The sequence below is a fragment of the Rhizobium pisi genome (assembly GCF_003938655.1).
GTDB classification, from domain to species: Bacteria; Pseudomonadota; Alphaproteobacteria; order Rhizobiales; family Rhizobiaceae; genus Rhizobium; species Rhizobium pisi.
The window spans coordinates 330823-357809 of record NZ_RJJT01000003.1; the positions used below are offsets into that span (position 1 = coordinate 330823).

Sequence of the window (26987 nt, forward strand, 5' to 3'; positions counted from 1 at the left end):
AAATAACCCTTAATGAGGAGATATTTTATACTAATGATCTATTAACACGAAGGATAGACTATGGTTAATCTGTCTCATTCATATATTACAGTTAAATTCGCAAGTATAAAATTTTAATAAATTTTTATTCTGCCTGTGCTATCGTCCCATACCAAATAAAGGGAATCGGCTATGAAGCGTCTGTTTTCGCTCGCTGCCTTTTTATTCATTCTCCTGCATTTTCAAGCTGTTGCGGGATCGTCGCTGCCGGTGACGCGCAGCATCGGCGCGCCCGTGGGATTCGCCGCGGCCTGTGCCAAGTACAAGTGGCTGTGCGGCAGGATGGCGGCGCAACAGTTGAGCGATCAGGCAGGAATAGCGCTTCTTCAAAAGGTCAATCGCGCCGTAAATGGACGTATCATCCCTGCGGAAGATGGCCCATCTTCCGGGAATAGGGATGTCTGGTCTCTGCCGGTTGCCGGTCATGGCGACTGTGAGGACTATGCTCTCCAGAAAATGAAGGACCTGATCGAAGCCGGTTTTCCGTCAAACAGGCTGGCGCTTTCCGTCGTGATCGGACCGCACGATCAGAACCATGTCGTTCTGATTGCCCGCACGGACGGCGGCGATTATGTGCTCGACAATCTGACCAATGCCGTGCGGCTTTGGCGTATGACGGGTTATACGTTTCTGGCCACTCAAGATTTCCAATCGCGAACGGGCTGGCGCGTCACGCTTGCCGGTCCCCGTGCAGGCGAGTTCTCCTGAACCGAACGCCCCAAGGCGGCCGCTCGCCGCTGGCAAGTGCAGATCCAAGCGCTATCTTTCCCTGGGAATCCGAGCCAGGAGCAATCGCTTGACGAAAACCGACCTCTCTCAGCTCTATCGGGATTACATTGCCTGCCTGAACGGGCAGGACTGGTCCAGTCTCGGGCGGTTCGTCGATGACGGCGTGATCCACAATGGCCGGCGGGTCGGGCTGTCTGGTTACATCGAGATGCTGGAGCGGGATTTCGATGAGATTCCGGACCTTTATTTCGATGTTATGATGTTGATTTCCGATCCGCCTTACGTTGCGTGCCGGCTCGGCTTCGATTGCAGGCCGATGGGAAAATTCCTTGGCCTCGACGTCAATGGCAGAGGCGTCTTCTTCACCGAGAACGTGATCTACGAATTTCGCGAGGGAAAGATCGTCGAGGTCTGGTCTGTTATCGACAAGGCGGCGATCGAAGCCCAGCTTGCGAGCCAGAATTGATCGCGCAGAGTCGTTTTCCGGGGATGGCTCGGCTTTGGGCCGATGCCGGGACCACAGCGAGCCCGAGGCGAAAAACGGGTGCAGGCTGCGGTAAATTCGACGAAGAATTGTGTGTCCGAGAAGGTGCTTTGTGCCTGCACCTTGTAAGAATCGGAAATACTTTGTGACTAAGTGTCTATAAAACATGCATTTTTCGACTTGCCGCGCAAGAAGAGATGACGGATATTCCTCAAACGTTAAGGGAAGCCGTCATGATCAGAATGATAGAAGACCCTGCCGAACTCGCCGGCGAGGACATCACTGGCAAATATATTCTCCGGAAGCTGAACTATCATTGGTTCGCCTACGGCAAGGCAGCCATCGTGACGGCCTGCAAGGGGACGATCCTCCATCTCGATCGGGAAGAGACTGTTCATTCCGAGCGTTGGGGCCGTCGCGCCTATACCGGAACCGGCAAACGTTATCCCGGCGGCATCTGTCCGATTTCGGCGGTCGCCTGCGTTTGCGATACGCCCGACGAGGTCAATGCCGTCATTCAACTGGATGTCGAAGCGCAGGACGAGTTCTATCAGCTGATCGCCAAGACAGAAGCCAGGGTGCAGGCTCTTGCTTCCTCCTCACGGAACAGCCAGTTTCTGGAAGCGGCCGAGTAGGGCGGTTTTTTAACGATATCCGTCATGGCGGCAACTGTGGTCTCCGGCACTGCAAATGCGGGAGGCAAGGCTGTCGCGACGATGAGAGGCGGTTTTCATCTACCGCGCCGCTATCGGGTCGTTGCGCGTTTCACTTCCTAAATTCCGTGCAGGGTTGCTAGACTTGGGCGGTCACTGTGGGCAGCAGGAGCGGAGAAAAATCATGACGCCAGAGGATAGCCGGCACGGTCGCTCGTTGGCGGCGGCGCCATCGCTCGTATCGCTTGCCATCACCCTCATCATCATGTTTGCCGCGCTGTTCTGGCCGGCCGGCACGCTCGACTGGCCGCGCGGCTGGCGCTTTCTCGTCTTCTTCCTGGGGCTGACGGCGGTCGCGATCGTCTGGATCCGGCGGACGAATCCGGAGTTGTTTGCGGCGCGCAGCAAGTATCAGAAAGGCACCAAGCCGTGGGACGCCGTGGTGGCCACGCTGACGATCATCCTCTTTGCCGCCATTCTTCCCATCGCTGCCTTCGACGACGGGCGTTTCCACTGGGCGCCGCAGCCCGGCTGGGTCGTCTTCATCGGCTATATCCTGTTGACCGCGGGCTATCTCGGCCTCACCTGGGCGCAATCGGTCAACCGGCATTTCGAGCCGACGGTGCGCATCCAGACCGACCGCGACCACAAGGTGATCGACACCGGCCCCTACGCCACCATCCGCCATCCCGGGTACGCCACCGCCATCCTGCTCGGCTTCGGCATGGCGTTGTCGCTCGGCTCACTCTACGCGCTGATCCCCGCCGGCCTGCTGGTGGTCGTGCTCTTTGGCCGGACGCTGGGAGAGGAGGCGGAATTGCGCAAGGGGCTGGAGGGCTATGCGGAGTATATGGCTCGGGTGCGGTGGCGCTGGATTCCGGGGATTTGGTAAGGGGCGAGGTGCGCCTGATCATTTGCCCTTCGCTAACGCTCCGTGCATTCGCTCCTGTCGTCGCTCACCCCCTCATCTGCCTGCCGGCATCTTCTCCCCGCTGGGGAGAAGCGGAATCGTAGCGGCGTCTCGCCCTTTGAAGGCTCCGTGGAAACGTGCGAAAGCAACTTGCTCCCTCTTCTCCCCAGCGGGGAGAAGGTGGCCCGAAGGGTCGGATGAGGGGGCTGAGGAGCGCCAGCGACGAACGCCTTGAGCGTAAGTGAAAGGCAAAGAGCGGCTACATCTCCTGAAGGGAAACCTCCACCAATCAGCCAATCACCCTGAGATCCCGCGCAAACCGCTGCCAATTTCGCACGTAGTTCTCCGCCGAGCGGCGAATGCCCTCGATGGCCTTCTCATCCAGCACCCGCACGACGCGGGCCGGCGCGCCGACGATCAGGGAATTGTCGGGGAATTCCTTGCCCTCCGTCACCAGCGCGTTGGCGCCGACCAGGCAGTTGTTGCCGATCCTGGCGCCGTTCAGGATGGTGGCGCCCATGCCGATCAGCACGTTGTCGCCGAGCGTGCAGCCGTGGAGGATGGCGTGGTGGCCGATCGTGCAGCCCTTTCCCGTCGTCAGCGGAAAGCCCATGTCGGTATGGGCCATGACGCCTTCCTGGATATTGGTGCCTTCGCCGATCGTGATCCTCTCATTGTCGCCGCGCAGCACCGAGCCGAACCAGATGCCGACGTTCTCGCCGAGTTCGACATCGCCGATCACATGGGCATCCGGCGCGATCCAGTGCAGGCCGGCGGCAGGCAGTTTCGGCGTCAATCCGCCAAGCGCGTAAATGGGCATGGGTCTCTCCTCAGACGACGTCGAGCGACAGCGTGGCGATGCCGTCGATGCCGCAGGTGATGCGATCGCCCCTCGAAACCGCGCCGACGCCGGCGGGCGTGCCGGTCATGATGATATCGCCGGGCGCCAGGGTGAAGAGCTTCGAGAGTTCGGCGATAATCTCCGGCACCTTCCAGATCATCTGGTTGAGATTGCCGTCCTGGGCGCGCCTGCCGTTCTGCTCCAGCCAGATCCGCCCTTCGGCGGGATGGCCGAGGCGGCTTGCCGGCACGATCGCCGAGACGGGGGCGGAATGTTCGAAGGCCTTGGCGAGCTCCCAGGGGCGGCCGAGCTTCTTGGCCTCACCCTGCAGGTCGCGGCGGGTGAAATCGATGCCGACGGCATAGCCGTAGATGCAGTCGAGCGCATCTGCGGCCTGAATGTTCGCGCCGCCCGATTTCAGCGCCAGCACGCATTCGACCTCGTAATGCACGTCGGATGACAGTGGCGGATAGGGAAAGGCGTTGCCTGCCGGCAGCAGGTTGTCGGCGTTTTTCTGGAAGAAGAAGGGCGGCTCGCGGCTGGGGTCATGGCCCATCTCGATCGCGTGGTCGGCATAATTGCGCCCGACGCAATAGACGCGGCGCACCGGAAAGCGCCCGTCGCTGTCTTCGACCGGCAGCAGAACCGGTGCGGGACGCGGAATGACGGTGACGGGATGGGGCATAGGGGCTCTTCCTGTTTATCGAGTCTTTGGCTCATCTTAGACGGAAAACAGCGCGGCGGGGAAGCATTCTCGGCGCATTGACGCTGCCGTCGCAGGGCGATATCGTTTCTGCCATGAGCCGGATTTTCGCAGTTTCCACGACGTCTACGACCACCGCCTGGCGGTGGGTGGCAGACGCGTGAACTGAATCCGTTCATTGCAGAAGACACCAACCCGCCGGAAACGAGCGGGTTTTTTGTTGCCGCTCGTCTCCCGCATTCGAGGACGAGATCGTGGACGATATCCAAACGCATAACCTTGCCGAGCGGGCGCTCGCCGTCGCCCGCCGCTGCGTCGCCAGCCGCTATGACGGAGCGGCTTTCGCTTATGTCGCCGGCTCCATCATGCGCGGCGAGGGCACCGAGTTTTCGGATATCGATCTGGTCGTCGTATTCCCGTCGCTCGAAAGGGCCTGGCGGGAGTCTTTCACGCTGGAGGGTTTTCCCGTCGAGGCCTTCGTTCACGATGAACAGACCCTGGCGCATTACCTGCATGCGGATGCAGACAGCGGCTATCCGATCATGGCCAATATGGTCGCGACAGGCAGCATAGTAGGACCGGACATCGAGCGCGCCCGCGCCGTCCAGGCAAAGGCAGCAGGAATGCTGGCAGCAGGGCCGAAACCTCTTGCAGGTCCTGCCTATGATGCGTTGCGCTATCAGGTGACCGATCTGGCCGACGATCTGCGCGGCGTCCGCCCGCCCGAAGAGATCGCCGCCATCGCCGCGCTGCTTTATCAGAAGCTTGCTGACCTGATCCTGCTCGGACGCGGCGCATGGAGCGGTCGGGGCAAATGGGCGCCGCGCCTGATGAAGAGGCTCGATGCGCAATTGGCGACCGAATTCGACGCGGCGTTCAGACTGGCGGCAGCGGGTGACGGTGCCCGATTCCTGGCTTTGGCCGATCGGGAACTTGCCTTGCACGGCGGCCGCTATTTCGACGAATTCCGGCAGGAGGCTCCGCTGGAGGCGCGACGGCTGGGGTAACTGGGTGTCGGTCATATTGGCGAGTTTTGAAAATTGGATGGAAGATGCTTGAGAACACATTCAAGGATGTCTTGCAGCCGGTAGTGAGGCGCACGGACAGATTGCGCCTCAGACCTCCCGCGGAAGGGGATGTCGATTTCCTGACCCGGCTTTTTTCGCGGCCGGAACTGGTCGCACACCGACCGGTGCCCCGGCCTGATACGCCGGAGGAAAGTGCAGCGCGGCTTGCGCGCGACGTCGGGCATTGGAAAGATCACGGGTTCGGGCGTTGGGCGGTTGAGGCAGACGATGCCTTGATAGGATTTGGCGGTGTGACCGTTTCCAAGGAATTCGACGGCCTCAATCTTTCATATCATCTGCAACCTGAAAGCTGGGGGCGGGGCTATGCCACGGAATTGGTCAGGGAAACCCTGACATTTGCCTTCGATGATCTGCAGGCGGATCGCGTGATCGGATTGGTTCGCACCGCCAATGCCGCTTCGAAACGCATCCTCGAAAAATGTGGCTTCATCTTCGAGCGTGAGGTGATGTTGCACGGCGCGCCGACCAACATGTACGCCGTTGGCAAGACGAGCGATATAAACGGACATCGTCCGTAGGTCATGGATGAGGAGAGGTCGCCGCCAGTCTCATAGATCGGCAAGGACGCGGTGGGGCCGTCGATGATGAGGTCCGACGCCCAGCGCTTCCAGGCCCATCCCTGGCTGAGAGCGCTTTGCTTGCTCTTGCCGACGTGCCGAAAGCGCAGACAGCCAATGACCGCAATTGGAGACCTCGAGAAAGCGCGTCTTAATCAATGTCGGTCACCACGATGCGGCCAGCATGACATCAGCACCGTCCATGACATAGGTCGCATAGCGATGGTCGCGGATCAGGCTTATCTTTTGCCCCAGCCATTCGAGCAGCATGAAATAGGAAGGACCGCCCGACGGTTCGGCTGATACCAGCAATATTTCCCGGCCTTCCAGCCAAGCCGGTTCGATCCTGACTGGCGGATACTCGGCATAATAGGTGAAAAATCGACCGACGTCGGCGGCACCGGAGATTTCCGGCCGTCGCGCCTGACGAAGCCGAACATCCTGCGCCAGCATGCGACGCAAAGCGTCCCAGTCTCGGGCGTTGAAGAGCGCTGCAAAGTTCAGGACCTCGGGACTCGGCGGTGGTGGAACCTCGGAGCGCACGTCGGAGATGGCGCGCAATCTTGCCCGACCGCGCGACAGATGGGCCTTGACGGCATCGACACTCAGTTCCAGCAGTGCTGCGATGTCCCCAAGTGACTCTCCCAACACATCCTTGAGGATCACCGCGCTGCGTTGCGGTACCGGCAATTCTGCAAAGTGGCCGAGGGCGATCCGCACCGCGTCCTGCCGGATCAGCGCGTCCTCCGGACCGACGGCGCTGATATCGGCCAGATCGAAAGCCATCTCAAGTGGCTCCGATCGGCGCGTACTGCGCTGGCGCAGGGCATCTATGGCTCTGTTATGGACAATGCGAAATAGCCAGGGTCGCAGCGGCGTGCCCGGCGGGATCGAGCCAGCCGTCGCAAATACCCTGGCAAACGCATCCTGAATCACATCCTCGCCGTCGATCACCGAACCCACCAGACGAGCAGCATAGCGGTGCAGTTCGGGGCGAAGCGCGTCCGCTTCGCTCGCGAGCGCTGCGAGCAGAGTTTTCCTCTCTTCGTCTTCGAGAGCAGCGTCTTCTGTCATTCGATGACCGTCACACCCGTATCCCCGCGTACTGCGTAGACCATGGCCTCGGCGAGGCCCGTTCTGCCGATCAGGTCGGCGACCATATCGCCAAAAGCCCGCGGCGTCATCTCCGGCCAGGTGGCGGCCTGTTCGGCAAATGTCCGACCCGCCGCCGCGGCATAGGCCGCGATGCCGGTATCGCCCACACCGGTTCCGGTAAACATCTGCCGGGGAACGATGACCCGGAAGCGCAGAGCCAGGCCGAGCTCCGCCGACAGGCCCTCGGCATATTTTGCAATGAACCACTGCGCGCGCTTGGCTCCCGCATAACCGCCCGATAGCGGCGACCCCTGCACGGCGGCCCCGCTGGAGACCAGGACGACAAGCCCGCCCGGCGTCATCGGCAACGTCAGAGCCGCCTGTACCCAGTGCAGCGCGGCCTTGACGTCCACATTCCAGTTGGTGGTGAATGCCTCCCAGCCAATCCGGTCGATCCGTTCCGTGGGCGGTTCTGCGCCGGCATTCATGATGACGAGATCGGGTCGCGTCTGGTCCATGATCCGCCATGCCGCGTCGACATCGGTTGCATCAGCCGATATCGCGGTGACGGCCGGTTGCTCGCCTGGCCCCTGCACGGCCGTCGCGTTTCGGGCTACCACGGTGACTTCGGCCGCGCGAACCACAAATGCCTCGGCGAGCCCCCTGCCCAAGCCGCGACTCCCGCCAACGACCACGATTCGCTTTCCTTCCAGATCCATTTCTCAGTCCTCATTTGGGTCGGGTCCGACCGCTCGACGACGGTCACAACAACGACGTTCCAACAAGGTGAAAAGAGTCATCGCCATCTGCGATTTGTGGGGACCAGCGTCTAAAAGTATGACTCGACCGAAATTCGGCGGTGATCGATTTCCACTTCGTGGACAGACACAACGGAGGTCTGGCAGCCGAAGCCTCGCGAACCAGCCCGATAAGCAACGAGGCCGATGTCTGCTTGGCGCCTGAAGCGGTCACTGGGAAAGCATTGCGCTCGTCCTCAGGCTTTGGTCGCCTCCGCTCTGGCCGCTGGCTTCAGCAGGATGATGAGAAGCAAGCCGGCGACTATGAGCGCCGCGCCTTCGAGATGATAGCGTTGCAACTGTTCGCCGAGGAACAGGTAGGCGAGCACGGCGATAAAGATCGTCTGGATGTAAAGCAGCACGCCCGCCCGCGCCGCCCCCAGGGCCTCGATGCTGCGATTGAAGAGATAATACATAACCGCGCCGCCCGGGATCGCGACATAGCCGAGCGCGATAAGGCCGCTTGTATTCAGCGTCGAGCGCTCGTCGGAGACAAGCTCAAACAGGTAGAAGGGCAGCGCCGTCAGCACCGCCGCACCGAGGAGGAGTACCAGGAGCGCAAGGCGATTCACGTCGAATTTCGCCCGGCGGAGCAGGACGGTATAGAGGCTGAAACAGAACGCGCCAGCGACGATCCACAGCTCTCCGGGATTGAGGTCGAGACGCAAGAGCGCAGCCGGGCTGGCCTTGACGATGATGACTACGATCCCAAGAAAGGCGAGGATCGATCCGATCACCTGCCAGCGTCCCATCGGCTCAGCCAGAATGAAACGGGCAAGAATCATGGTGATGATCGGGATCAGGGCGATGATGATGCCGGCGGTCGTAGCATCGGCGTGTTCGAGGCCGACAAAAATCAGGCCCTGGCAGATCGCGAGCCCCATACCGCCGATGGCGAGCAGCTCGAGGCCGCGAGCCCGCACGAGCGCGACCATGGCGCCGAAATGTCGGTACACGATCGGCATCAGGATCGCCCAGGCGATCAGCACGCGCCAGAAGCAAAGCGCCCAGGGCGGCATCTCCGAAGAAACCCATTTCGCGGCGATATAGACGCCGGCCGACAGCAGCCAGCAGAAAACCCCCACGGAATAGGCGGCTGCAAGCGAACCGCCCGCCGCCTGTTCCGTCCCGACCGTGTCACGATGGACCGCCAAGACATGTATCGCCATAGCCCGGTTATGCCACAATTCCCGAGCGCTGCACAGATGAAGGCGGCGGCACTTCGCCTATTGCGCAAGGCCGACCTCCGGCGTCGGCGGGCCGGGCGGAAGAACGCCTTGGCCGGGTAGCGCCAACACCGGGAATTGGGCTGCGCGTTGACCGATGAATGGTGGCTTTCGACCGGGGTCGTATGAAAAGGGACATTGCGAGCGGGGCCGCGGGATCGACGGAAACTAGCCGTGAGCCGGCCGGCATCCGAATACACCAGCCTCGGGACGCGTGCGCTCGGTGCAGCGATGCGCTCCTGCGATGATGCGTGCCGTGACAGGCGGGTGAGGCGAGTTCGGCAGCAATGCGGTCGCGGGAAGTTTCAGCCGATGATCAGAACTCGGGGCCGCGCATCCCGTGCAGGAGCAGGGGCAGGATCAGCCGCATCGTCCCTTCGACATCCTCCGGATCGCAGACGCCACCGCTCAGATGCTTCGCGCGGCCGCCATCGGCCATGATGTAGAGCATAGTGCCGATCATCATCTGGAAGGCCCAGACGATTTCGGCCTCGCTGCGGCCGGGCAGTGCGCCCTTGAGCGCCTTGATCGTTGCAGTGGCGGCGGGGTCGAACATCTCCTTGATGATCCCGCGCTGCGCGGAGCGCGGATCGGTGGCCTCCCGCGCAAGCAGCACGCCGAAATTCGCACTGCCTTCGATCTTGCGCAGCGACAACATCGGCATCAGCGCCGCCTTGATGATCATCTCGAGCCGGCGCTCGCGATTGTCCTCCATTTCGGCGAGAGCAAGGCCCGCCAGGCGCTGCGCGTTTGTGTTGGGATCACGCGCCCTGAACACTTCGCGATAGAGCCCGAGCTTGTTCTTGAAGTGGTAGCTGACGAGCGCGACCGGGACGTCCGAATTGACGGCGACCTGCCGCAGCGAGGTTCCCTCGAACCCCATTTCGGCGAAGATCTGCTCGGCGGTCTTGAGGATGCGCTCTCGGGCGCTGCTGTCGCCGGTCGCTTCGGCATGGCGTTGGGTCTTGGGCTTCATCGAATGCTTGCTGCCTTTCCTGAGTCGTCTGGAGCATATTACACGACAAAAAAAACTGATCAAGTTTTCAAAAAAGATGTTTACATGAACAAATTTCCTGTCATGCTAATCGTCACCGGCCGAGTTACCGGCTGCTGAGGAGTGCCACCATGAGAAAGTTCGCTTCACGTGCCCTGACCTCAATCGGCGCATTGATGCTTGCTGCGGCGACGCCCGCGTCGGCCCAGGTACTGCCCTATCCGACGTCGTTCAAGACCGAGACCGTCGCCACAGACGGCACCTCGAGACTCTTCGTCCGCATCGGCGGACATGGCCCCGCAGTGGTGCTGCTCCACGGCTTCGGCGAGACCGGCGACATGTGGTCGCCACTCGCGAGGGCGTTGATGGTCGATCACACCGTCATCGTGCCCGATCTGCGCGGCATGGGCCTCTCGGACCATCCCGCCGGTGGCTATGACAAGGCGACGCAAGCGCGTGACGTCGCCGCCATTCTCGACAAGCTGCATATCGATCACTTCGCGCTAGTGACGCACGATATCGGCAACATGGTGGGTTTCGCGCTCGCGACGCAGCAGCCGGATCGCGTGATCCGGTTCGTGCTGATGGATGCGCCCATTCCTGGCATCGGGCCGTGGGACGACATCCTCAAGAGCCCGCTGCTCTGGCATTTCCGCTTCGGCGGGCCGGACATGGAGCGGCTGGTCGCGGGCCGCGAGCGCATCTATCTCGATCGCTTCTGGAACGAATTCTCCGCCGATCCCGCGCGGTTCGACGAGGCTTCGCGCGAGCACTATGCGGCGCTCTATGCGCGCCCCGGGGGCATGCATTCGGGCTTCGCCCAATTCGCTGCCTTCGATCAGGACGTGATCGACAACCGCGCCTGGCGGGCGAAGGGCACGAAGCTGCCGATGCCAGTCCTCGCGATCGGCGGCGACAAGTCGTTTGGTCCGATGATGGCGGTCGTCATGCGCGACGCCGCTTCGAACGTGACCGAAGCCGTGGTGCCGGGATCGGGCCATTGGCTGATGGAAGAGCAGCCCGAGGCAACCATCACGCTCATCACAGCCTTTTTGGAGCCGGGCACGTAAGCGTCCGAACCACGATCCTGATCCCGCCGGTGGCGTTGCTGCCAGTGGCCACTAATACGGACTATGCGAACGCGGGCGCCGCCCCGTATCGCTGACCGCTTGCTGCTCAAACATTGCTTTCGATTTCAAGCCGGCGGGCGCCCGGCAATGCCTCCCTGCGTCCAAAGCACTTCAACCTCGAACTCTAGGAAAGGAACTACCATGACGTCTCCTGCCACCATCCGCGATCCACTCGCCGACCATATGCTGACGCCACAGAATGCGGCGCTTGTCATCATCGACTTCCAGCCCGTCCAGGTCGGCTCGATCGCCACCATGAACAAGCGCCTGCTGATCGAAAACGTCACGGCGCTCGCCCGCACCGCCAGGCTTTACGATCTTCCGGTCGTGCTCTCGACCGTCAATGTCGCGACAGGGCGCAACGCACCGACGATCCATCAGATCACCGATGCGCTACCCGGGGTGGTCCCGATCGACAGGACCTCGATCAATGCCTGGGAGGACGAGGATTTCGCCAACGCGGTCAAGGCCACCGGCCGCAAGAAGTTGATCATGGTCGCTCTGTGGACTGAGGTCTGCCTGGTCTTCCCCGCGCTCGATGCGCTGCGCGAAGGCTTCGAAGTCTATGCCGTGGTCGATGCCGTCGGCGGCACCTCGGAGGCGGCGCATCGCGCCGGGCTCGACCGGATCGTTCAGGCGGGCGGAGTGCCGGTCAGCTGGATCCAGCTTGCCTGCGAGCTGCAGCGGGACTGGAACCGCGACGCCACCGTCCCGGGCTTTGCCGAAATCGTCTTCGCCGAAGTCGGCCATTGAGCCGGCGCGGCACAGATGAAGGCGGCGGTACTTCGCCTATTGGGAAAGGACGACCTCCAGCGTCGGCGGGCCGGCTACGATTAAAAAGCAGCATTTCCCGATGACCAGGCGCTGGTTGCTTGGGACCGATCGCCGACGAACCTTGGCCGCTTTGCGCCAGAAGCGGCCATTAATAAATCGTTGAGCAAATCGATTGGAACAACTGTTTACACCGTGATGCGATGGTGGACTGCCATACGTTGAGGATGTCTGACCTTGGCAATTGAGCCGCGAGTGCAAATCAGAGAAAACGGCCGCCTTTCGGCATTGCTCCCTGCGGTCCTGCTGTCATCTCTGCTCACATCATCGTGCTCTGATGAGCTGGGCGGCTAGAACACTGTCGAGAAAATTTCGAAAGGTTTCTATCGGCGGGCGGACAGGGAAAATTCATTGCTGCGTCCGCAGGCCATGCCTTGCTATTCAAGCCAGCTTTGTGGACGAACCATGTCGACCAATACATTGCTGCCTTGCCAAAGGGGTAAGTCCACCAGGTTTGCGACGTGGCGATCGCAAGGGTCTTTCCTCCGACTTTGCCATGTCGCTCAGGTGAGCGAATTTTAGGACACATATTTGTCCGCTAGGGCCAATAGTGGTCGAAGCGTCACGGCAATTTTGTACCAACCGCGGACACCAAGCCCCCGCAACGAACCAACCTAGCCAAGAGCACTTTGCTCCGCGCAAATCCTGTCGATCAGGGCATCAAGCTCACCTCTCAGCGGCCGGCTCTTCGCCAGTCGTTGCTTGAGGTGCATGATCGGCTCGGCCAGGATGTCTTCGAGGCTCTCGGCGCAGGTGAAGTCGCCCGCCACGCGCTTGACCTTCGAGTTGTCGAAAATAGCCGTCCAGGCCTTGTCGCCGAGGAGCGGGCCTATCCAATCCGGATTGTACTTGATCAGGGTGTCGGTCGGGACGTGGACGATTTTTGCTTCCACGCCCAGCAACCTTGCGATCGTCTTCTGGATATCGTCCCAGATGTGGGCGCGATCGGAGGTGATGTGGAAAATCTCGCGGAGTGCTGCCGCCTTGCCGAAAAGGCCGACGAAAGGCACGGCGAAATCGACCGAGCGGGTCAGCGTCCAGGGCGTGTGGCCGTCGCCTGCGACGATGGTGGGCTCGCCGTCCAGCATGCGTCTTGCCATGACGTCGCTGTCGCCCATCATGATCGGTAGGCCGGTGCGAACCGTATGGCTGGGGCGGACGATCGTCCAGGCGAGATTGCCAGATGTCTTGAGCCGTTCCTCGCAAGCGATCTTGGCCTGGCTGTAGGGCCAGTAGGGATTGATCGCCGGGGTCTCCTCGGTGATCACGTAGTGACGCGGTGGCTTTTCATAGACGGAGGCCGAGGAGATGAAAATGTACTGGCCGCAATTGCCCGAGAAGATCTCGATGTCGCTCGCCACCTGATCGGGCGTAAACGCGATGAACTGGCAGACGACATCATAATTGGCCTTGGCGAGATCCGCATAGGCGGCCGATCCAAGCTCGCCGACGATCGAGGTCACCCCCGCAGGCAAGGGGGCGTTTCTCAGGCCCCGGTTATAGACGCTGACATGATGGCCCTCGGCAACAGCGCGCTCGACGCATGGATAGGAGATCTGGCCGGTGCCGCCGATGAAAAGGACTTTCAAAGCCATGCGAGTGACCTCAGTGTCTGATGGGCGGGATCTGTGATCACTCTTCATAGCGCGAAAGAACTGGACCGTCTTCCACAAATCTCGTGTAGGCGCGACGGCGCCTGAGGACATGGAACGCGCGATGCCCGGCCTTTCGACGGCAGTTCAAGCCCGCCGCCGCAGGACCGGGCAGCGCCTATGCATGTGCCTTGCGATAGGCTGCGACGACGAGCCAGATTGCCGAAAGCAGGAAGTAGAATGCGCCGAAGCCTGCATAGGGGACGATATCCAGGATCGTCGGCGCGGCGGTGCCAAGCGATTGGCTGATCATGAAGCCGCCGGCAAGGGCCGATTGCGCGCCGCTCAGGATCATCACCCATTGGGCGCCGTAGGTGCGCCAGCGCCTGACGCCCGTATAGAGCTGCAACACGCCGGAGAGGATCGCCCAGACCCCAAACACGGCCAGGACGGCGTAGGTGCTGTTGCTGACGGCAATGACGACGGCGAGCGCCGTGATCAGGCTCACCACCACGTTCAATGCCTGGGACGGATTGGCTTTGAGGCCGCCGTTTACCCGTGCGTCGACGAGATTCGCGAGGGCATCCCACACAGGGTAGATGACCAGCAGAAAGGCGGCGGGGCCGGGCTGCCCGCCGAGGAGAACGGCGGCGGAAATCCAGATCGTCGAGAATGCGGCGCGAGTGAAATAATAGGATCGCAGCCAGTTGGACTGAGAGGAATGGCTTTGCATCGGTGGGTTCCTTGTTAATTTGCCTACCTACTAGTAGGAAGCCTAAAGGGGCGAGTCAACCCAGCGCCCGAACACCTCATTGTGAGAACAGGGAATGCGGAGCAGGCTTGACAATCTGCCTACCAGAAGGTAGGCGACGCTATGAAATCAATAGCTTCGACTTCGGACAAAATTCTCGACATCGCCCAGTCTCTCATTGTGGCGGGAGGCTACAACGGCTTCAGCTATGCCGATATCTCTGCTGCAATCGGTATCAGGAAAGCGAGCATCCACCATCATTTTCCGACCAAGGCCGAGCTCGTCTCAGTGCTGGTGGATCGCTACAGGAAGCAGGCGGAGGCGGGTTTGCAGTCCCTGCGCGAGCAGGCCGCAAGCCCCGCCGATCAGTTGCAGTTCTACGTCGACTATTGGCAATCATGCATTGAGAACGCCTCGCAACCCTTCTGCGTCTGCGCGATGCTCGCGAGCGAAATGCAGATGCTGCCGGAAGAAGTCGCATCCCGCGTCCGTGCGCATTTCCAGAGTCTCTCCGGGTGGCTTACCTCGGTACTGCAGGCCGGAGTGGAGCAGGGGCTGTTCCGCCTGAACAAGCTGCCGGAAGAGCAGGCCCAGATGCTGATGGCCTCGGTTCACGGGGCTATGCTCTCTGCAAGGGCCTTCGGCGAGCCCGGACTGTTCATCGCAATCGTTGCCCCTGAGATCGCGAGGCTGGGGGTAGCGGATCGCTAGCGGAACTGTCGGCCTGCTCGAAAACGATCCCTGACACGCAATTCCATGCTAGTCTCGCGTGCCGCCGGCAGATGGAGAGCGATGGCAATGTTGGAGACGGACAAAGTGTTTTCCGGCTCGGTTCCGGAAAATTACGACCGCTATATGGTGCCGTTGATTTTCGAGCCCTACGCCGCGGATCTCGCAGGGCGGGCCGCGTCCTTTTCGCCGGGCGCCGTTCTGGAAACCGCGGCGGGCACCGGGGTCGTCACCCGTGCTTTGGCGCCAAGGCTGCCCTCCGGCGCAAGCTATGTCGTCACAGATCTCAACCAGCCGATGCTCGACCACGCCGCTTTGAGACAGGCGCCCGACAGCCGCATCCAATGGCGCCGGGCGGATGCTCTGGCGCTGCCGTTTGAAAACGCGGCCTTCGATCTCGTTTGCTGCCAGTTCGGCGCGATGTTCTTTCCAGACCGCCCGGCTGCCTATCGCGAAGCAAGGCGGGTCCTGAAATCGGGAGGATGTTTCTTGCTGAGCGTATGGGATCGCATCGAGGAGAACGTCTTTGCCGATGACGTGACGAATGCTCTCACCAAGATTTTCCCCGACGATCCGCCGCGCTTTCTGGCTCGCACGCCGCATGGCTACCACGACAAGGACCTGATCCGCTCGGAGCTTATGGGAGCTGGCTTCTCCCATGTGGTGATCGAAACGAGGGCCGAACAAAGCCGCGCATCTTCACCCCGCATTCCGGCCGTTGCCTATTGTCAGGGAACGCTTCTTCGCAACGAAATCGAGGCACGGGACGCGACAAAACTGGATGCCGCGACCGACTATGCCACCTCCTGGATTGCGGAAAGACATGGCAGCGGCGAGGTTGCCGCCGAAATTCAGGCGCACGTCATCGTGGCCGTGGTCTGAAAAAGCACGCGTCGCGAGATCAGGCAGGAACGTAGGTCAGCCTGATCACGTGCTCGTCGATCCGTTCGCTGGCTGTCAGGCGCAGCGGCGGGCGGGGGCCGGCGAAGAATGGCTTGCCGCGACCAAGCACGACGGGGCAGAGGTAGAGCCGATACTCATCGACGAGACCGAGTTCGGTCAGGCTTCGCGCCAGGTCGGGGCCGGCAACTTCGATCTCGCCGTCGCGCTTGGCCTTCAACGCGCGGATCGCGCGCTCAAGGTCGCCCTGCACGAGCGTGGCGTTGGGGCCGACGGATTCCAACGTGCGCGAGACGACCCATTTCGGCTGGCGTTGCCACGCCGCCGCGAAGGCCCGCTCATCCGCATCCCATTCGGGATGATCGTCGTCCCAGTAACGCATGACCTCATACATGCGGCGGCCATAGACGCTACCGGCTAGGCCGCGCACTTCCTCGATGAAGTGGCGGAAGAGCGTGGGGCCTGGCGCAAAATCCATATGGTCGACGTAGCCGTCCAGGGACTGCATCATTCCGAAGACGAGCTTTGCCATGCCCTCTTTCCCCCAGGCGCCGAGCCACCCCAGTTCTGACTGGGTGAAAGGATAGCCGCACTGGTTTTATATTACAACTCGCTTTGGGAACGTGTGCGAAAGCGCTTGGCCTGTCCGATCAATCGGACGCTCGAGGGATGATCGTCATTCCTTGCCGTCGGCGGCCAGTGAATCCCGGACGATGGCGTAATAGGCGGCGAGTTCGGGAATGTCAGCGGCGAGCGTCTCGAAGGCGGGGTCGGATGGCGCAAGCGTGCCGGCATATTTCGTCTGGATGAAGGCCTGATGGGCGGCCAGCGCTTCCACGTCAGCCTTGTGCACGACGGTAAAGACGGGCGAGGGCACGGTGCGGCCCTTGACGATAATGCGGTCGAGTTCGACGACGATGTAGGTCTCAGAGACCAGCCTTGCGGTCTCCTCGCCGAGCAGCAGGGCCACGCCGTAATTCTTCGAGGCGCCTTCGAGGCGGGAGGCGAGGTTGACGCTGTCGCCGAGGCAGGAATAGTCGAAGCGGCGGGTCGAGCCCATGTTGCCGACGATGCATTCGCCGGTGTTGATGCCGACGCCCATCTTCAGCACGTGCGGCTTGCCGCCGCGTGCCGCCGCTTCCCGCTCCAGCCGCCTGTTCAACCTTGATATCGCCGCCTGCATGGCGAGCGAGGCGCGCACCGCGTGGAGCGCGTGGTCGGGATCGTCGAGCGGCGCATTCCAGAAGGCCATGATGCAATCGCCCATATATTTGTCGATCGTGCCGCCGTGATCCATCACCACGTCGGACAGCGGCGTCAGCAGCCGGTTGATCAGGCCGGTCAGCTGCTCCGGATCGTCCTTCATGGTTTCGGCGATGGTGGTGAAGCCGCGAACATCGGAAAACAGTACCGAGAGCGTGCGCCGCTCGCCGCCGAGTTTCAGCTGCGACGGGTCGTTCGCCAGGCGGCGGACGAGGTCGGGCGAGATGTACTGGGCGAAGGCGCGGATGATCTGCCGCTTGTTGCGGCGCTCCTCGGCATAATCAAAGGCGGCCTGGCCGAAGGCGACCGAGATGTAGGCGACGACAGGCCCGAGCGGCGAGACGAAGACATGGGCAAGCCGGATGCCGGCGAAGCTGACTGCCGCGAAGGCGAGGAGGGCGGCCGCGCTGGTGACAATCGTCAGCCATCCCGTCGAGCGCCAGACGGTGGCGGCGGCAAGCAGCACCGATATCAGGATGCAGGCGGCAACCGTGGGCAGGCGGGCTTCGGCGATCGACAGGCCACGGCGGATATTGTCGTAGATCGTCGCCTGGACCTCGACGCCGGAGACGAGCTTGCCGGTGTGAACCGTATAGGGTGTCGCGAAGGCGTCGACGCCGCCCTTGTCGATTTCAGGCGCGTTCTGCAGGCTGAGGCCGACGAGCACGACGCGGTCCTTGAAATAGCCAGGCGGCAGCAAATTCTCGGGGTCGAGGGCCTGGTAATAGGAAACTGTGGGATAGCTGCGGGCCGGGCCGAAGGATTGGATCAGCCGGCCGGCGGGCAGGGATGCCTGTGCCGCACCCGACGCGTTTGCCAGCATGGCGGCGAAGCCGTCTTCATAGCCCGGAATGCGGCGGAAAATGCCGTCGCCGCTGAGATCGATCGAGGCGATGCCGGTCACGGCGCCTGCTTGCGTCAGCTGCGGCAGCGGTGTCGCGCGGATCAGCTGCGAGGCCTGCGGCGTCTCGATCAGCGTTTCGTCGCCGGCGAGCACGATATCGGGGCCGACGGCCTTGGTGATCGCCGCGTCGTTACCGGGGTTCGAGGGCTCGGCCATGATGATGTCGAGGCCGATGACGCGGGCGCCGGCCGCGCGAAGCTGGGTGACGAGTTCGGCATGAAGGCTGCGCGGCCAGGGCCATTGCGCGTTGATATCGGCAAGCGAGGGCTCGTCGATCGCAACGATGACGGGCCCGCCCGGCGGCGGGCGCGGGTCGTCGACGGTCGAGAGATAGTCGAAGCTTCTGAGCTCCAGCAGCGACCAGGCGGGCAGCCGCGACAGGAGCGAGATGGCGATCAACACCGCGAGCGACAGCACCAGCAGCCTCAGGCGGCGGCCGCCCGTCTGCCCGCCGCTCAGCCCGGCCTGCCGGGGGTTGCCCTCTGCGCGCATCAGAAGCGGACTTTGAGCGTGCCCTTGAAAGCGCGGCCCCAGCCGGGCACGCCGGGCGTGATCTCGAAGTCCTCGTCGAGCAGGTTATAGGCAGCGGCTTCGAGCGCGATGCGCTTGTCGAAGGGTTCCCAGATCAGGTGTGCGTCGAGGCTCCAGTAATCGTCGAGCTTGGTGCCGAGATCGTCGCCATCGCGCTCGCCGATATAGTTGGCCGCTACCGTCGCCTTGACCTTGGCCTCGTTGACCCAGGTCAGCGCGATCTGGCCGGAGTTTTTCGGGATATAAGGCAGATTGCCGCCGAAATTCGGCTCCAGCGGATCCTTGTTCTCGGAATCCATATAGGCATAGGTGGCGGAAAGGCCGAAACCATAACCGAGCGCGACGTTGCCGGTCACGGCGGCGCGATCGATGCTGCCGCGCGACAGCGGCAAGCTGTCGACCGCCGGCAGCGCGATCAGCGGCAGATCGATCGAGAAATCATGCAGTTCCTGGTGCTGGTACTCGACCGAGGTGAAGAGGCGCTCGGTCCATTCGGCATCCCATTGCAGCGCCACGGTGTCGGTATAACCTTCGGTGCTGGACGAGAACTGGTTCGGCTGCAGACCGAGGATGCCGACCGGGGCCAGTGTCGGCACGCCTGTGTCGACGCTCTGGCGCATGAAGGCGGCGCGCAGCCAATGATTCTGGACGGGCGACCAAGCAAGGCCGAAGCGCGGCTCGAACCGGTTGATATCGACGCCATCGCCCGATATGCGCGTGCCGAACAGCGCATATTCGCCCTTCAGATCGGGCGTGATCTCGTGCAGCACGTCGATGTAGGCGCGGGCGATGTTGACGCGGCTGCTTGCTTCGAATGGGCCGAAGGTTGCTTCATCGACAAAGCCCGGTATGAGCGTATCGAGATGCCGGAAAGAGTTGCTGTTCGCGTCGGTCCAGCCGCCCTCGACGCCATATCGCCATGTCAGCGTGTCATCGCCGATGCTGTGACTGATCGCAGCGATATAAGTCTTCGATGCGGTTTTCTGTCTTGTTTCAGCATAGGGAACCAAATCCGGCGCGGGAGCCCCGGTAAGAGCCGAAGCATCGAAGGTGAAATCGTAGTTCGTCTTCACATTGGTGTCGGAATAGAGAAGCGCGGTATTGAGCACATTCCTGTATGCGAAAGTATGGCTCCAGCCTAATCCCGCATTGGTTCTTTCCGCCTCGTCATATCTGTTGCGATAGAGCGGCAGGTCCATTGTCGGCAGAAGAAGGCCCAATGGTATGAAGAGCTCGTCATTGAGGCGATCGGTCAAAGCGGTGCTGGTCGTCAGCGCGTTCAGCGGCCCGTAAGTCTTGCCATAATTGACGAAACTTACGATGCGATCGTCAGGTGTCAGCGTTGCGGTCAAATAGCCGTTGCCGCCGAGGATCTTGTTGTTGTTGGAGAAGCCGCCGAAGTCGCGGTAGTCGCCGTCAAGGGCAATTTCTTCCCAGTTCAAATTGCCAAAGAAGCTGATCGGGATGGTCGAATTCGAATAGCCCTGGATTTCCGCTTCACCGATGCGGCGCGTGTGGCCGTCGACGCTGTTGATGCCGCCGCCGAGCGAGCCTTCGATGAAGGGCACATCGAACAGCGTTGCGGAGCGTGAACGGCCGGACAGCATGTGCGGAGAGAGCAGCAGGCCCTGGATGAAGGACGAGTAGCTCGACGCGTTGCCACGGTTCTGGATGACATTGTCTTCGCTGAAGCTCGTCGCATTCACGAAAGGAAAGATGCTGCCCTTGATCGATTGGTCGATGTAACCGCTGCCTTCGAAAGGATCGAAAACCGCGTCGCCGTAATAGCGGCCCCAGGCATCCAGACCCTGCAGGCGGAAGGCGTCGTTCAGGGTCGAGCCGGCGCTTGCATTGGCACCGAGCCCACTGTAGTCGCCGCCGCGGGCGCGCGAACGGCGCAGGAAGTCCTGCGCGTTGCGGATCGCGCCATCGGCATCGTAATCGTCGATATCGACAGCCGTGCGGAAGGCGGAGATGACCGGATCGTCATCATCGATGCGGTTGGCGTTGTCGAGCGCCTGCTCTGACGGAATCCGGTCGCCCTTTTCGTAGTGGGCCGCGGCAAGCATCAGCTGCGATTGCGAATGGGCGGGATTGGCGGTGCTGGCGGCGAGCAGATCTTCCAGCGCCTTGTCCTTCTCGCCGCTTTGCAGGTAGTAGCGGCCGCGGGCAAGCAGAGCGATATCGAAGGAGGGGTCGAGCGCGATAGCCGTGTCGATCTCGCGCTTGGCCTCTTTCATACGCGCCTGGTCGAGATAGAGGATCGCGAGGTTCGCGTGCGGCACCGGGTCCTGCGGATCGAGTTCGATCGCCTTCTTGAAGGCTTTTTCCGCTTCGTCATTGGCATCGCGCGAACCCTGCAGCAGGCCGAGCGAATTCAGCGTGCCGGACGCGCCGGGGGCTAGCTCGATGGCGCGGTTCAGGTCCGCAAGCGCGCCTTTGATGTCGCTTTCATAGACCGCCTTGTAACTGGCGCGGGCGGAGAGCGCCATCGGATGATCGGGGTCGAGCGCCAGCGAGCGTTCGATCGCTTCCTTCATCTGCTTGCGGTCATCGATGAGCTGCGCCAGTTGGGCGCGGATCGCCGGCAGGGTTGCATCATCGGGATAGCGCTGTTCCGCCTTCCTGATGATTTCGAGCGCTGCGCGCGGGTTTTGCAGGAAGCCTGCCGTATAGGCCTGCATGATCGCGCCATAGGGGCCGGAGCTATTGGCCGGAGGCGGTTCGGCATGGGCGGGGTCGGCGAGCGACCGGGCGAAATAGCCGCCATATTGCGCCATGTTGCGGCGTGTCGGGTCGAGATGCGGCAGCGCCTTCTGGAAGAGCTTGGCGGCATCGCCATAGCGCTTTTCCGAGCCGGCGATGGTGGCGTCGAGCAGGTCGACGCGGGCCTGCTGGGCCACTGTCAGCTTGCGGCCGCGGATGTTCTGCAACGTCGCGGCTGCTGCCTGGCGACCGTCGAAGGCGCTCTGCACTTCGGCAAGTTCCAGCCAGTCTTCGGTCGTGCGGCGTTCGGGCGGCAGGGCCAGCAGACGGCGGCGTTCAGTCGCCATGCGGTCGGCCCGCAGCGGCGAAGTCGGCATCAGGCCGAAGCCGTCGCGCAGGTCCAGATAGAAGAGCATCTGCTCGCGATCGTCGGGATTGACGTCGATGAGCTTGTGCGGCGCCTGGCCGATGGTGGCAACGGCCCCTTCGCCCTGGTTCACCTCGACGCTGCCCTGCGGGTTGCTGAGCGCGACGCGGCCTTCCAGCACGATCATCGAGGTCTGGTCGCCCTTGACGGTCATCGTCCAGTCCGTGCCGCGGATAGCCGCCGCCGCCGCGGGGGTCTCGACCGTCAAGCCCTGGCCGCCGCGCTCGGCGCGCGCCCAGATCGTGCCGGACTGAAGCTCCAGCACGGTGTCGCCGCTCGTGGCCATCTTCTTGACCTGCAGCGAGGAATTGCGGCCGAGGCGGACCTGCGTGTGGTCGGAAAAGACGATGGCGAGCTGGCCGTTGGCATTGGTGCGCAGCACGTCGCCGGTCAAAAGATCCTGGTGCAGATCGACGACGCGCCAGTTGGACACTTCGATGAAGCGGACCTCCTCGCCGGTCTTGCGGGCGATGACGGAGCCGGCGACCGGCGTTGCACGCTGCACGGGATCGGCCATCGCCGACGACGTGAAACAAGGCAAAGCAAGCGCCAACGCCATGCCGGCGCGGCCGATGTTATTGGAATAACCCCGCATGATCCTCACCCCTAACCCCACTTCCCCTTTGTCCATGTAGAGTGAAAAAGTCAAGCGCTGTGCACACGTGTTCTTGATTTCGTTTCAAAGTGTACTATCAGGGAAACACTTCTGGGGTGGAGTATTCATGTGAGCGATTTCGAAAATGCAACTGATGTTATGCTGAGCGAGCCGTCGAGCGGCGATATTGGCGTCGAGTATTTCGACCACATCAAGAAAATCAACGACATATTCTACGATCAGATCAAGATATCCGATCAGAAGGCCGCCTATATCTTTACTTTCATGCTCGCCTTTTTGGTGAGCTCCAGCGAGGTGAGGGCGGTCTTCAGCCCGGCGCGCTACATCGCAGGCTCTCCGGGGGGCGTGCTGTTCTCCGGCCTGCTTGCCGCAGCCTCGGTCTTTTCCATCCTGTCGGCGATCCTCGTCGTGCTGCCGCGGCGTTTGGGCGCCTCGACCTCGCTCTTCTGGGGCGCCTGGCCCGATCATCGCGACCTGTTCTTCGACGCGGCGCTGAGGCGCGACGAGCGCTACCTTTTCGACCAGTATCTCGAAAACGCCAACATCCTCTCGACCATCGCCCGCAACAAATACCGCTGCGTCACCTTTGCGTTTCGCGGGTTGATGGTGAGCGTGATTGCTTATGTGCTGTTGTTAGCGGCGGTGTGAGAAACCCTCAAGAGAGCCTCACCCTGAGGCGCCCCGTAGGGGCCTCGAAGGGCGGGGCGGGTGCATCGACGGTTGATGCATGCAAGAAGTAGCGCTGCGGCGCGTCCTTCGAGGCTTCGCCCTGCGGGCTACGCGCCTCAGGATGAGGGGCGTCGGAGGATGCCGCCGCCCACACCTTCTCCACTCAATCCTCGACCTCGAGCACAAGCTCAACCTCGACCGGCATGCCGAGCGGCAGGCTGGCGACGCCGAGGACGACGCGGCCGGAGAGTTTTTCCTCGCCGAACACCTGGAGCAGCATTTCGGATGCTCCGTCGGCGACTTTCGGGTGGTCGCGGAAATCACCTTCGGTGGCGATGTAGACGCCGAGCTTGACGACCTTGACCACCTTGTCCAGCGAGCCGAGATAGTCCTTGGCGGCGGCAAGGCCGCTCAAGGTTGCCGTTTCGGCGGCCTTCCTGCCGTCCTCTGATGTCAGCGTGCCGCCGACGCGGCCGATGTAGCGGGGCTCGTGGCCGACGACCGGCAGCATGCCGCTGAAGTAGACTAGCTTGCCGGATCGGACTGCCTCGACATAGGCCCCGAAGGGTGTCGGCGGCGGGGGAAGGGTGATGCCGAACTCCTGCAGCCGCTGTTCCGCACCGGCTGCCTGCGCGTTTCCATGGTTTACCATCTGCCCATATGTGCGCCGCCGTCGACGTGCAGCACCTCCCCGGTGATACGCGGAGCTTCCGTCAGGAAGAGGACCGCATCAACGATTTCGCCGACATTCGATATGCCTGCCATCGGCGACAGCGTGCTCAGGAAATCCTTCGGATTGTCCTTGTGCAGCGGCGTGTCCACCACACCGGGAGCGACGATGTTGAAGCGAATTTTCTCGTTCGCATATTCCATCGCCAGGTTCTTGGAGATGGCGTTGATGCCGCCCTTTGTCATCATCGATACCGAAGCGGAGAAGCCGGCGATCGGATGATCGGTCAATGGCGTGGTGATGCTGACGACGCTGCCGCCGGTTTTTTGCGCAAGCATCTGCCTGACGACCAGCTGGGTCAGATGGATGAAGCCTTCGAGATTGGTCGAGGACAACGCCGCGAAGTCGGTCATCGTGAAATCGACAAACGGCTTGGCCAGGAAAATGCCGGCATTGTTGACGAGGCCGTCGATCGAGCCGAAGCGGTCGATCGCGGTCTTTGCGACCCGTGCCGCGGTTTCGGCGTCACCGATGTCGCCGTCGACGAGGGTCAGCCGGTCGGAGGCCTGAAAGGCGTCCGAGGCGCTGACCTGGCGCGAGGTGGCGACGACATTATAGCCGCGTGCGATGAAGGCGTTGACGAGGCCTGCGCCGATACCCTGGGAGGCGCCCGTAACGATGACAGTCTTTCCGGTAGTCATGTTGAACTCCATGATCTGGTTCGGGCAACGTCGAGCCTGATCGGCCGGGTCGCTCGAGATGGGGTCGCCGCGATCGCGCCACCATCAGGTTGTGATTTGTTTTCGCAAGGTGAATATGGCGAAAACTCCATTCCCCGATTAGATGGAAATATCTGGATTCTCTTTTGCATCAGTGCAAAAGTGAAGGCATGCCCGATCTCAACGACATCGCCGTTTTCGTGAAGGTGGCGCAGTATGGCAGCTTCAGTCGTGCGGCCCATTCGCTCGGCATGCCGGTTTCAACAGTCAGCCGGAAGGTAACCTCGCTCGAAGAGCAGCTCGGCGTGGCGCTGCTGCAGAGGACGACGCGCAAGCTCAGCCTTACCGCGCAGGGCCGGGCCTATTACGACAGGTGCAGCGAACCGCTCGCCCATCTGATCGACGCCGAGCAGGCGCTGACGGAAACGCAGAGAAAGCCGGAAGGGCTGCTGAAGATCTCGGTGCCCGTCATCTTCGGGCAGGAGGTCTTCTACGAATTCGTCTCGTCCTTTCTAAAGGCCTATCCCGAGATTCAGGTCGATCTCTTTGTCACCAACCTGTTTCTCGATCTGATCGCCGAGAATATCGATCTCGGCATCCGTTTCGGCGAACTCAAGGATTCCTCCATCGTCGCGCAGCGGCTCGGCAAGAGCGTGCGCTATCTGGTTGCCGCGCCCGACTATTTGAAGGGCAGGGCGCTTCCCGCAAAGCCCGAGGATCTGAAGGACCATCAATGCGTCCTCCTGAACGGCCGCAACGGCGAGGCCGAATGGCATCTCGTCAGCGGCCGCAAATCGATCGACATGCGTGTCTCGGGGCCGGTGTCGAGCCGGGATTTCGAGGCGGTCAGCGCCTTCACCTATCGCGGCCACGGCATCGGGCTGCTGCCTTCCACCTATTGTGAAGAAGAGATCAAAAGAGGCGAGCTCATCCGCCTGCTGCCCGACTGGTCGTCACCGGAGATTTTCGTCCACGCCGTCTATCCCACCCGCCGATTCCTGCCGTTGCGCCTGCAGGTTTTTCTGGAAGCGCTGAAGGCGTGGAAGAACCCTTTGTGGCTGCCTTTGCATTGAGGGCGTCCGGATTGGCGCTAAGGGGCGCAGGCACTCCCGACTTCACCGAAAATTGAAGCCCGGCAGGCGGCCCAGCGTCCCGTGCCGGTCAAGCTGTGTTACAGTTTCCTCGCCTGGGAATGGCGTAAGGATTGGATAGCCAATGCTGACGACACTTGCGGTGCTGATGGGTCTTTCCGGCGTCGTCCCGGTCGCTGAGATCGGGAGAAGCGAGGTCGATGTGGCGTTGGTGCTTGCCGTCGATACCTCGCGGTCGATGGATTTCGAGGAGATCGGTATCCAGCGCCAGGGTTATGTCGAGGCCCTCAAGCACAAGGAATTCATAGATGCGGTCAAGGGCGGGCTGACCGGCCGCATAGCCATCAGCTATTTCGAATGGGCGGGCTATGTCGTCCAGGATTCCGTGATCGACTGGCAGGTGATCGAGACGGAAGCGGATGCGATCGCCTTTGCCGACAAGCTGGACGCCCGGCCGATTGCCACGCAGCGGCGCACCTCGATCTCCACCGCCATCGCCCAGGGCGCCAGCATGATCATCGCAGCGCCCTTTCAGGGCAGGCGGGAGGTGATCGACGTTTCCGGCGACGGCCCGAACAATTCCGGCAATCCCGTGACGCCCGCCCGCGACAAGGCGGTGGCGTCAGGCATGGTCATCAACGGCCTCGCCATCATGCTGCGGCCTTCCGATGCGCCGGATGGGCTCGACAAATACTACGCCGATTGCGTCATCGGCGGCCCCGGCGCCTTCGTGCTGCCGGTCCACAAGGTCGAGGATTTCGCGATCGCCGTGCGCCGCAAGCTGGTGCTCGAAATCAGCGGCCTTTCCCCTCCGGTGACGGTGCAGGAGACGGCGGGGGCCGCGCCCGCGGCCGATTGTCTGGTTGGCGAGAAGCAATGGCGGGATTTTTTCGAACGGTGAGCTGGTGGTTTGCAGGTGGGCCTGCGCGTCTTGGGACGAGAGGAGAGGGTATGCCGTGGGACACCCCCCTCTGCCCTGCCGGGCATCTCCCCCACAGGTGGGGAGATCGCCTGGGCGCGCTGGCTTCCCCAAACAACTGGCCGTCACATGAATCGTAAATTCAGGGCGAGGCATGGCTTCTTGCCGATCTCCACCCTTGTGGGGGAGATGCCCGGCAGGGCAGAGCGACTGTCTTGGAAGTCAAGCGTTTTGCCATGCTTTCTGGTCCCGAATGATGGCGTTGAGGATGGTGAGCAGTTTGCGCATGGCAGCCGCGGTTGCGACGATCTTCGACTTGCCTGAAGCGACCAGGCGATCGCGGAAGGCTTTTAGAACCGGGTTATGGCGGCAGGCCACCAACGTGGCCATGAACAGCACGGCGCGCACCGTTGCCCGACCGCC

General features: G+C 61.9%; 26 protein-coding genes and 1 pseudogene. 13 read left to right on the forward strand and 14 right to left on the reverse strand.

Going from position 1 to position 26987, the window contains the following annotated elements:
• Window positions 1-171 precede the first annotated feature (171 nt).
• The 4 genes from EFD55_RS06235 to EFD55_RS06250 all read left to right on the forward strand — a co-directional run bounded on the left by EFD55_RS06235 (window position 172) and on the right by EFD55_RS06250 (window position 2797).
• Window positions 172-747, forward strand: coding sequence for a transglutaminase-like cysteine peptidase (locus tag EFD55_RS06235; RefSeq protein ID WP_125843738.1), 576 nt, complete (start codon window positions 172-174; stop codon window positions 745-747).
• An 88-nt stretch (window positions 748-835) separates the two neighbouring features.
• Entirely contained in the window at window positions 836-1234 is a 399-nt protein-coding gene (locus EFD55_RS06240) for an ester cyclase (RefSeq protein ID WP_125843739.1), read from the forward strand.
• A 251-nt stretch (window positions 1235-1485) separates the two neighbouring features.
• Window positions 1486-1887 carry a hypothetical protein gene (locus EFD55_RS06245; RefSeq protein WP_125843740.1) on the forward strand — a complete coding sequence of 134 codons (402 nt, stop codon included), beginning with the start codon at window positions 1486-1488 and terminating at the stop codon, window positions 1885-1887.
• 202 nt (window positions 1888-2089) lie between these two features.
• A complete protein-coding gene (locus EFD55_RS06250) occupies window positions 2090-2797 on the forward strand; it encodes a methyltransferase family protein (RefSeq protein ID WP_125843741.1) in 708 nt (235 codons plus the stop codon).
• A 307-nt stretch (window positions 2798-3104) separates the two neighbouring features.
• Here EFD55_RS06250 and EFD55_RS06260 read toward each other — a convergent pair whose 3' ends face one another.
• Both EFD55_RS06260 and EFD55_RS06265 read right to left on the reverse strand, forming a co-directional pair.
• The gene (locus EFD55_RS06260) at window positions 3105-3635 is read right to left on the reverse strand and encodes a gamma carbonic anhydrase family protein (RefSeq protein WP_125843742.1); all 531 of its coding nucleotides are present in this window, start codon (window positions 3633-3635) and stop codon (window positions 3105-3107) included.
• Window positions 3636-3645: 10 nt separating this feature from the next.
• Window positions 3646-4341, reverse strand: a complete 696-nt coding sequence (locus tag EFD55_RS06265) for a fumarylacetoacetate hydrolase family protein (RefSeq protein WP_125843743.1) — start codon at window positions 4339-4341, stop codon at window positions 3646-3648.
• A 272-nt stretch (window positions 4342-4613) separates the two neighbouring features.
• Between EFD55_RS06265 and EFD55_RS06270 the strand changes: the two genes are divergently transcribed.
• Both EFD55_RS06270 and EFD55_RS06275 read left to right on the forward strand, forming a co-directional pair.
• Window positions 4614-5366, forward strand: coding sequence for a nucleotidyltransferase domain-containing protein (locus tag EFD55_RS06270; protein ID WP_125843744.1), 753 nt, complete (start codon window positions 4614-4616; stop codon window positions 5364-5366).
• A gap of 44 nt (window positions 5367-5410) precedes the next feature.
• A complete protein-coding gene (locus EFD55_RS06275; protein WP_125843745.1) occupies window positions 5411-5965 on the forward strand; it encodes a GNAT family N-acetyltransferase in 555 nt (184 codons plus the stop codon).
• 204 nt (window positions 5966-6169) lie between these two features.
• Here the strand turns inward: EFD55_RS06275 and EFD55_RS06280 are convergent, their stop codons facing one another.
• From EFD55_RS06280 to EFD55_RS06295, 4 genes are all read right to left on the reverse strand, one after another.
• Window positions 6170-7078, reverse strand: a complete 909-nt coding sequence (locus tag EFD55_RS06280) for an RNA polymerase sigma factor (RefSeq protein WP_125843746.1) — start codon at window positions 7076-7078, stop codon at window positions 6170-6172.
• Entirely contained in the window at window positions 7075-7818 is a 744-nt protein-coding gene (locus tag EFD55_RS06285) for an SDR family NAD(P)-dependent oxidoreductase (protein ID WP_125843747.1), read from the reverse strand. The genes EFD55_RS06280 and EFD55_RS06285 overlap by 4 nt, the downstream gene beginning before the upstream one ends.
• Before the next feature lie 275 nt (window positions 7819-8093).
• Window positions 8094-9065 carry a DMT family transporter gene (locus EFD55_RS06290; protein ID WP_125843748.1) on the reverse strand — a complete coding sequence of 324 codons (972 nt, stop codon included), beginning with the start codon at window positions 9063-9065 and terminating at the stop codon, window positions 8094-8096.
• Window positions 9066-9438: 373 nt separating this feature from the next.
• Window positions 9439-10098 (reverse strand): TetR/AcrR family transcriptional regulator, encoded by a 660-nt coding sequence (locus EFD55_RS06295; RefSeq protein ID WP_125843749.1) that lies wholly within the window; start codon window positions 10096-10098, stop codon window positions 9439-9441.
• A gap of 149 nt (window positions 10099-10247) precedes the next feature.
• On the opposite strand from EFD55_RS06295, the gene EFD55_RS06300 reads away from it, so the two are divergent.
• Together EFD55_RS06300 and EFD55_RS06305 are read left to right on the forward strand one after the other, a co-directional pair.
• Complete coding sequence (locus EFD55_RS06300) at window positions 10248-11186, forward strand: alpha/beta fold hydrolase (RefSeq protein ID WP_125843750.1); 939 nt, start codon at window positions 10248-10250, stop codon at window positions 11184-11186.
• A 201-nt stretch (window positions 11187-11387) separates the two neighbouring features.
• Window positions 11388-11999 carry a hydrolase gene (locus EFD55_RS06305; RefSeq protein ID WP_125843751.1) on the forward strand — a complete coding sequence of 204 codons (612 nt, stop codon included), beginning with the start codon at window positions 11388-11390 and terminating at the stop codon, window positions 11997-11999.
• A gap of 692 nt (window positions 12000-12691) precedes the next feature.
• Here EFD55_RS06305 and EFD55_RS06315 read toward each other — a convergent pair.
• Window positions 12692-13672 carry an SDR family oxidoreductase gene (locus tag EFD55_RS06315; RefSeq protein ID WP_125843752.1) on the reverse strand — a complete coding sequence of 327 codons (981 nt, stop codon included), beginning with the start codon at window positions 13670-13672 and terminating at the stop codon, window positions 12692-12694.
• Window positions 13673-13847: 175 nt separating this feature from the next.
• Entirely contained in the window at window positions 13848-14402 is a 555-nt protein-coding gene (locus EFD55_RS06320; RefSeq protein WP_125843753.1) for a DUF308 domain-containing protein, read from the reverse strand.
• 141 nt (window positions 14403-14543) lie between these two features.
• Here EFD55_RS06320 and EFD55_RS06325 point away from each other — a divergent pair, with 141 nt between their 5' ends.
• A complete protein-coding gene (locus tag EFD55_RS06325) occupies window positions 14544-15131 on the forward strand; it encodes a TetR/AcrR family transcriptional regulator (RefSeq protein WP_125843754.1) in 588 nt (195 codons plus the stop codon).
• An 87-nt stretch (window positions 15132-15218) separates the two neighbouring features.
• Window positions 15219-16031 carry a class I SAM-dependent methyltransferase gene (locus tag EFD55_RS06330; protein WP_125843755.1) on the forward strand — a complete coding sequence of 271 codons (813 nt, stop codon included), beginning with the start codon at window positions 15219-15221 and terminating at the stop codon, window positions 16029-16031.
• Window positions 16032-16050: 19 nt separating this feature from the next.
• On the opposite strand, the gene EFD55_RS06335 is transcribed toward EFD55_RS06330, so the two are convergent.
• The 3 genes from EFD55_RS06335 to EFD55_RS06345 all read right to left on the reverse strand — a co-directional run bounded on the left by EFD55_RS06335 (window position 16051) and on the right by EFD55_RS06345 (window position 22475).
• Window positions 16051-16581 (reverse strand): dihydrofolate reductase family protein, encoded by a 531-nt coding sequence (locus EFD55_RS06335; protein ID WP_125843756.1) that lies wholly within the window; start codon window positions 16579-16581, stop codon window positions 16051-16053.
• 144 nt (window positions 16582-16725) lie between these two features.
• A complete protein-coding gene (locus EFD55_RS06340) occupies window positions 16726-18708 on the reverse strand; it encodes a CHASE2 domain-containing protein (protein ID WP_125843757.1) in 1983 nt (660 codons plus the stop codon).
• Window positions 18708-22475 (reverse strand): FecR domain-containing protein, encoded by a 3768-nt coding sequence (locus EFD55_RS06345; protein WP_125843758.1) that lies wholly within the window; start codon window positions 22473-22475, stop codon window positions 18708-18710. Before EFD55_RS06345 ends, EFD55_RS06340 begins: the two co-directional genes overlap by 1 nt.
• Window positions 22476-22604: 129 nt before the next feature.
• On the opposite strand from EFD55_RS06345, the gene EFD55_RS06350 reads away from it, so the two are divergent.
• Window positions 22605-23144 carry a Pycsar system effector family protein gene (locus EFD55_RS06350; RefSeq protein WP_125843759.1) on the forward strand — a complete coding sequence of 180 codons (540 nt, stop codon included), beginning with the start codon at window positions 22605-22607 and terminating at the stop codon, window positions 23142-23144.
• A gap of 184 nt (window positions 23145-23328) precedes the next feature.
• On the opposite strand, the gene EFD55_RS06355 is transcribed toward EFD55_RS06350, so the two are convergent.
• The gene (locus tag EFD55_RS06355; RefSeq protein ID WP_125843760.1) at window positions 23329-23817 is read right to left on the reverse strand and encodes a RidA family protein; all 489 of its coding nucleotides are present in this window, start codon (window positions 23815-23817) and stop codon (window positions 23329-23331) included.
• Window positions 23811-24536, reverse strand: a complete 726-nt coding sequence (locus EFD55_RS06360) for an SDR family NAD(P)-dependent oxidoreductase (RefSeq protein ID WP_125843761.1) — start codon at window positions 24534-24536, stop codon at window positions 23811-23813. Before EFD55_RS06360 ends, EFD55_RS06355 begins: the two co-directional genes overlap by 7 nt.
• A 188-nt stretch (window positions 24537-24724) precedes the next feature.
• Between EFD55_RS06360 and EFD55_RS06365 the strand changes: the two genes are divergently transcribed.
• Window positions 24725-25627, forward strand: coding sequence for a LysR family transcriptional regulator (locus tag EFD55_RS06365; RefSeq protein ID WP_125843762.1), 903 nt, complete (start codon window positions 24725-24727; stop codon window positions 25625-25627).
• A gap of 142 nt (window positions 25628-25769) precedes the next feature.
• Window positions 25770-26546: a DUF1194 domain-containing protein gene (locus EFD55_RS06370; protein ID WP_125843763.1), complete on the forward strand. Its 777-nt coding sequence runs from the start codon at window positions 25770-25772 to the stop codon at window positions 26544-26546.
• Between the two features lie 240 nt (window positions 26547-26786).
• On the opposite strand, the pseudogene EFD55_RS06380 reads toward EFD55_RS06370, so the two are convergent.
• Window positions 26787-26987, reverse strand: a pseudogene (locus tag EFD55_RS06380) (IS110 family transposase); the annotation flags it as partial.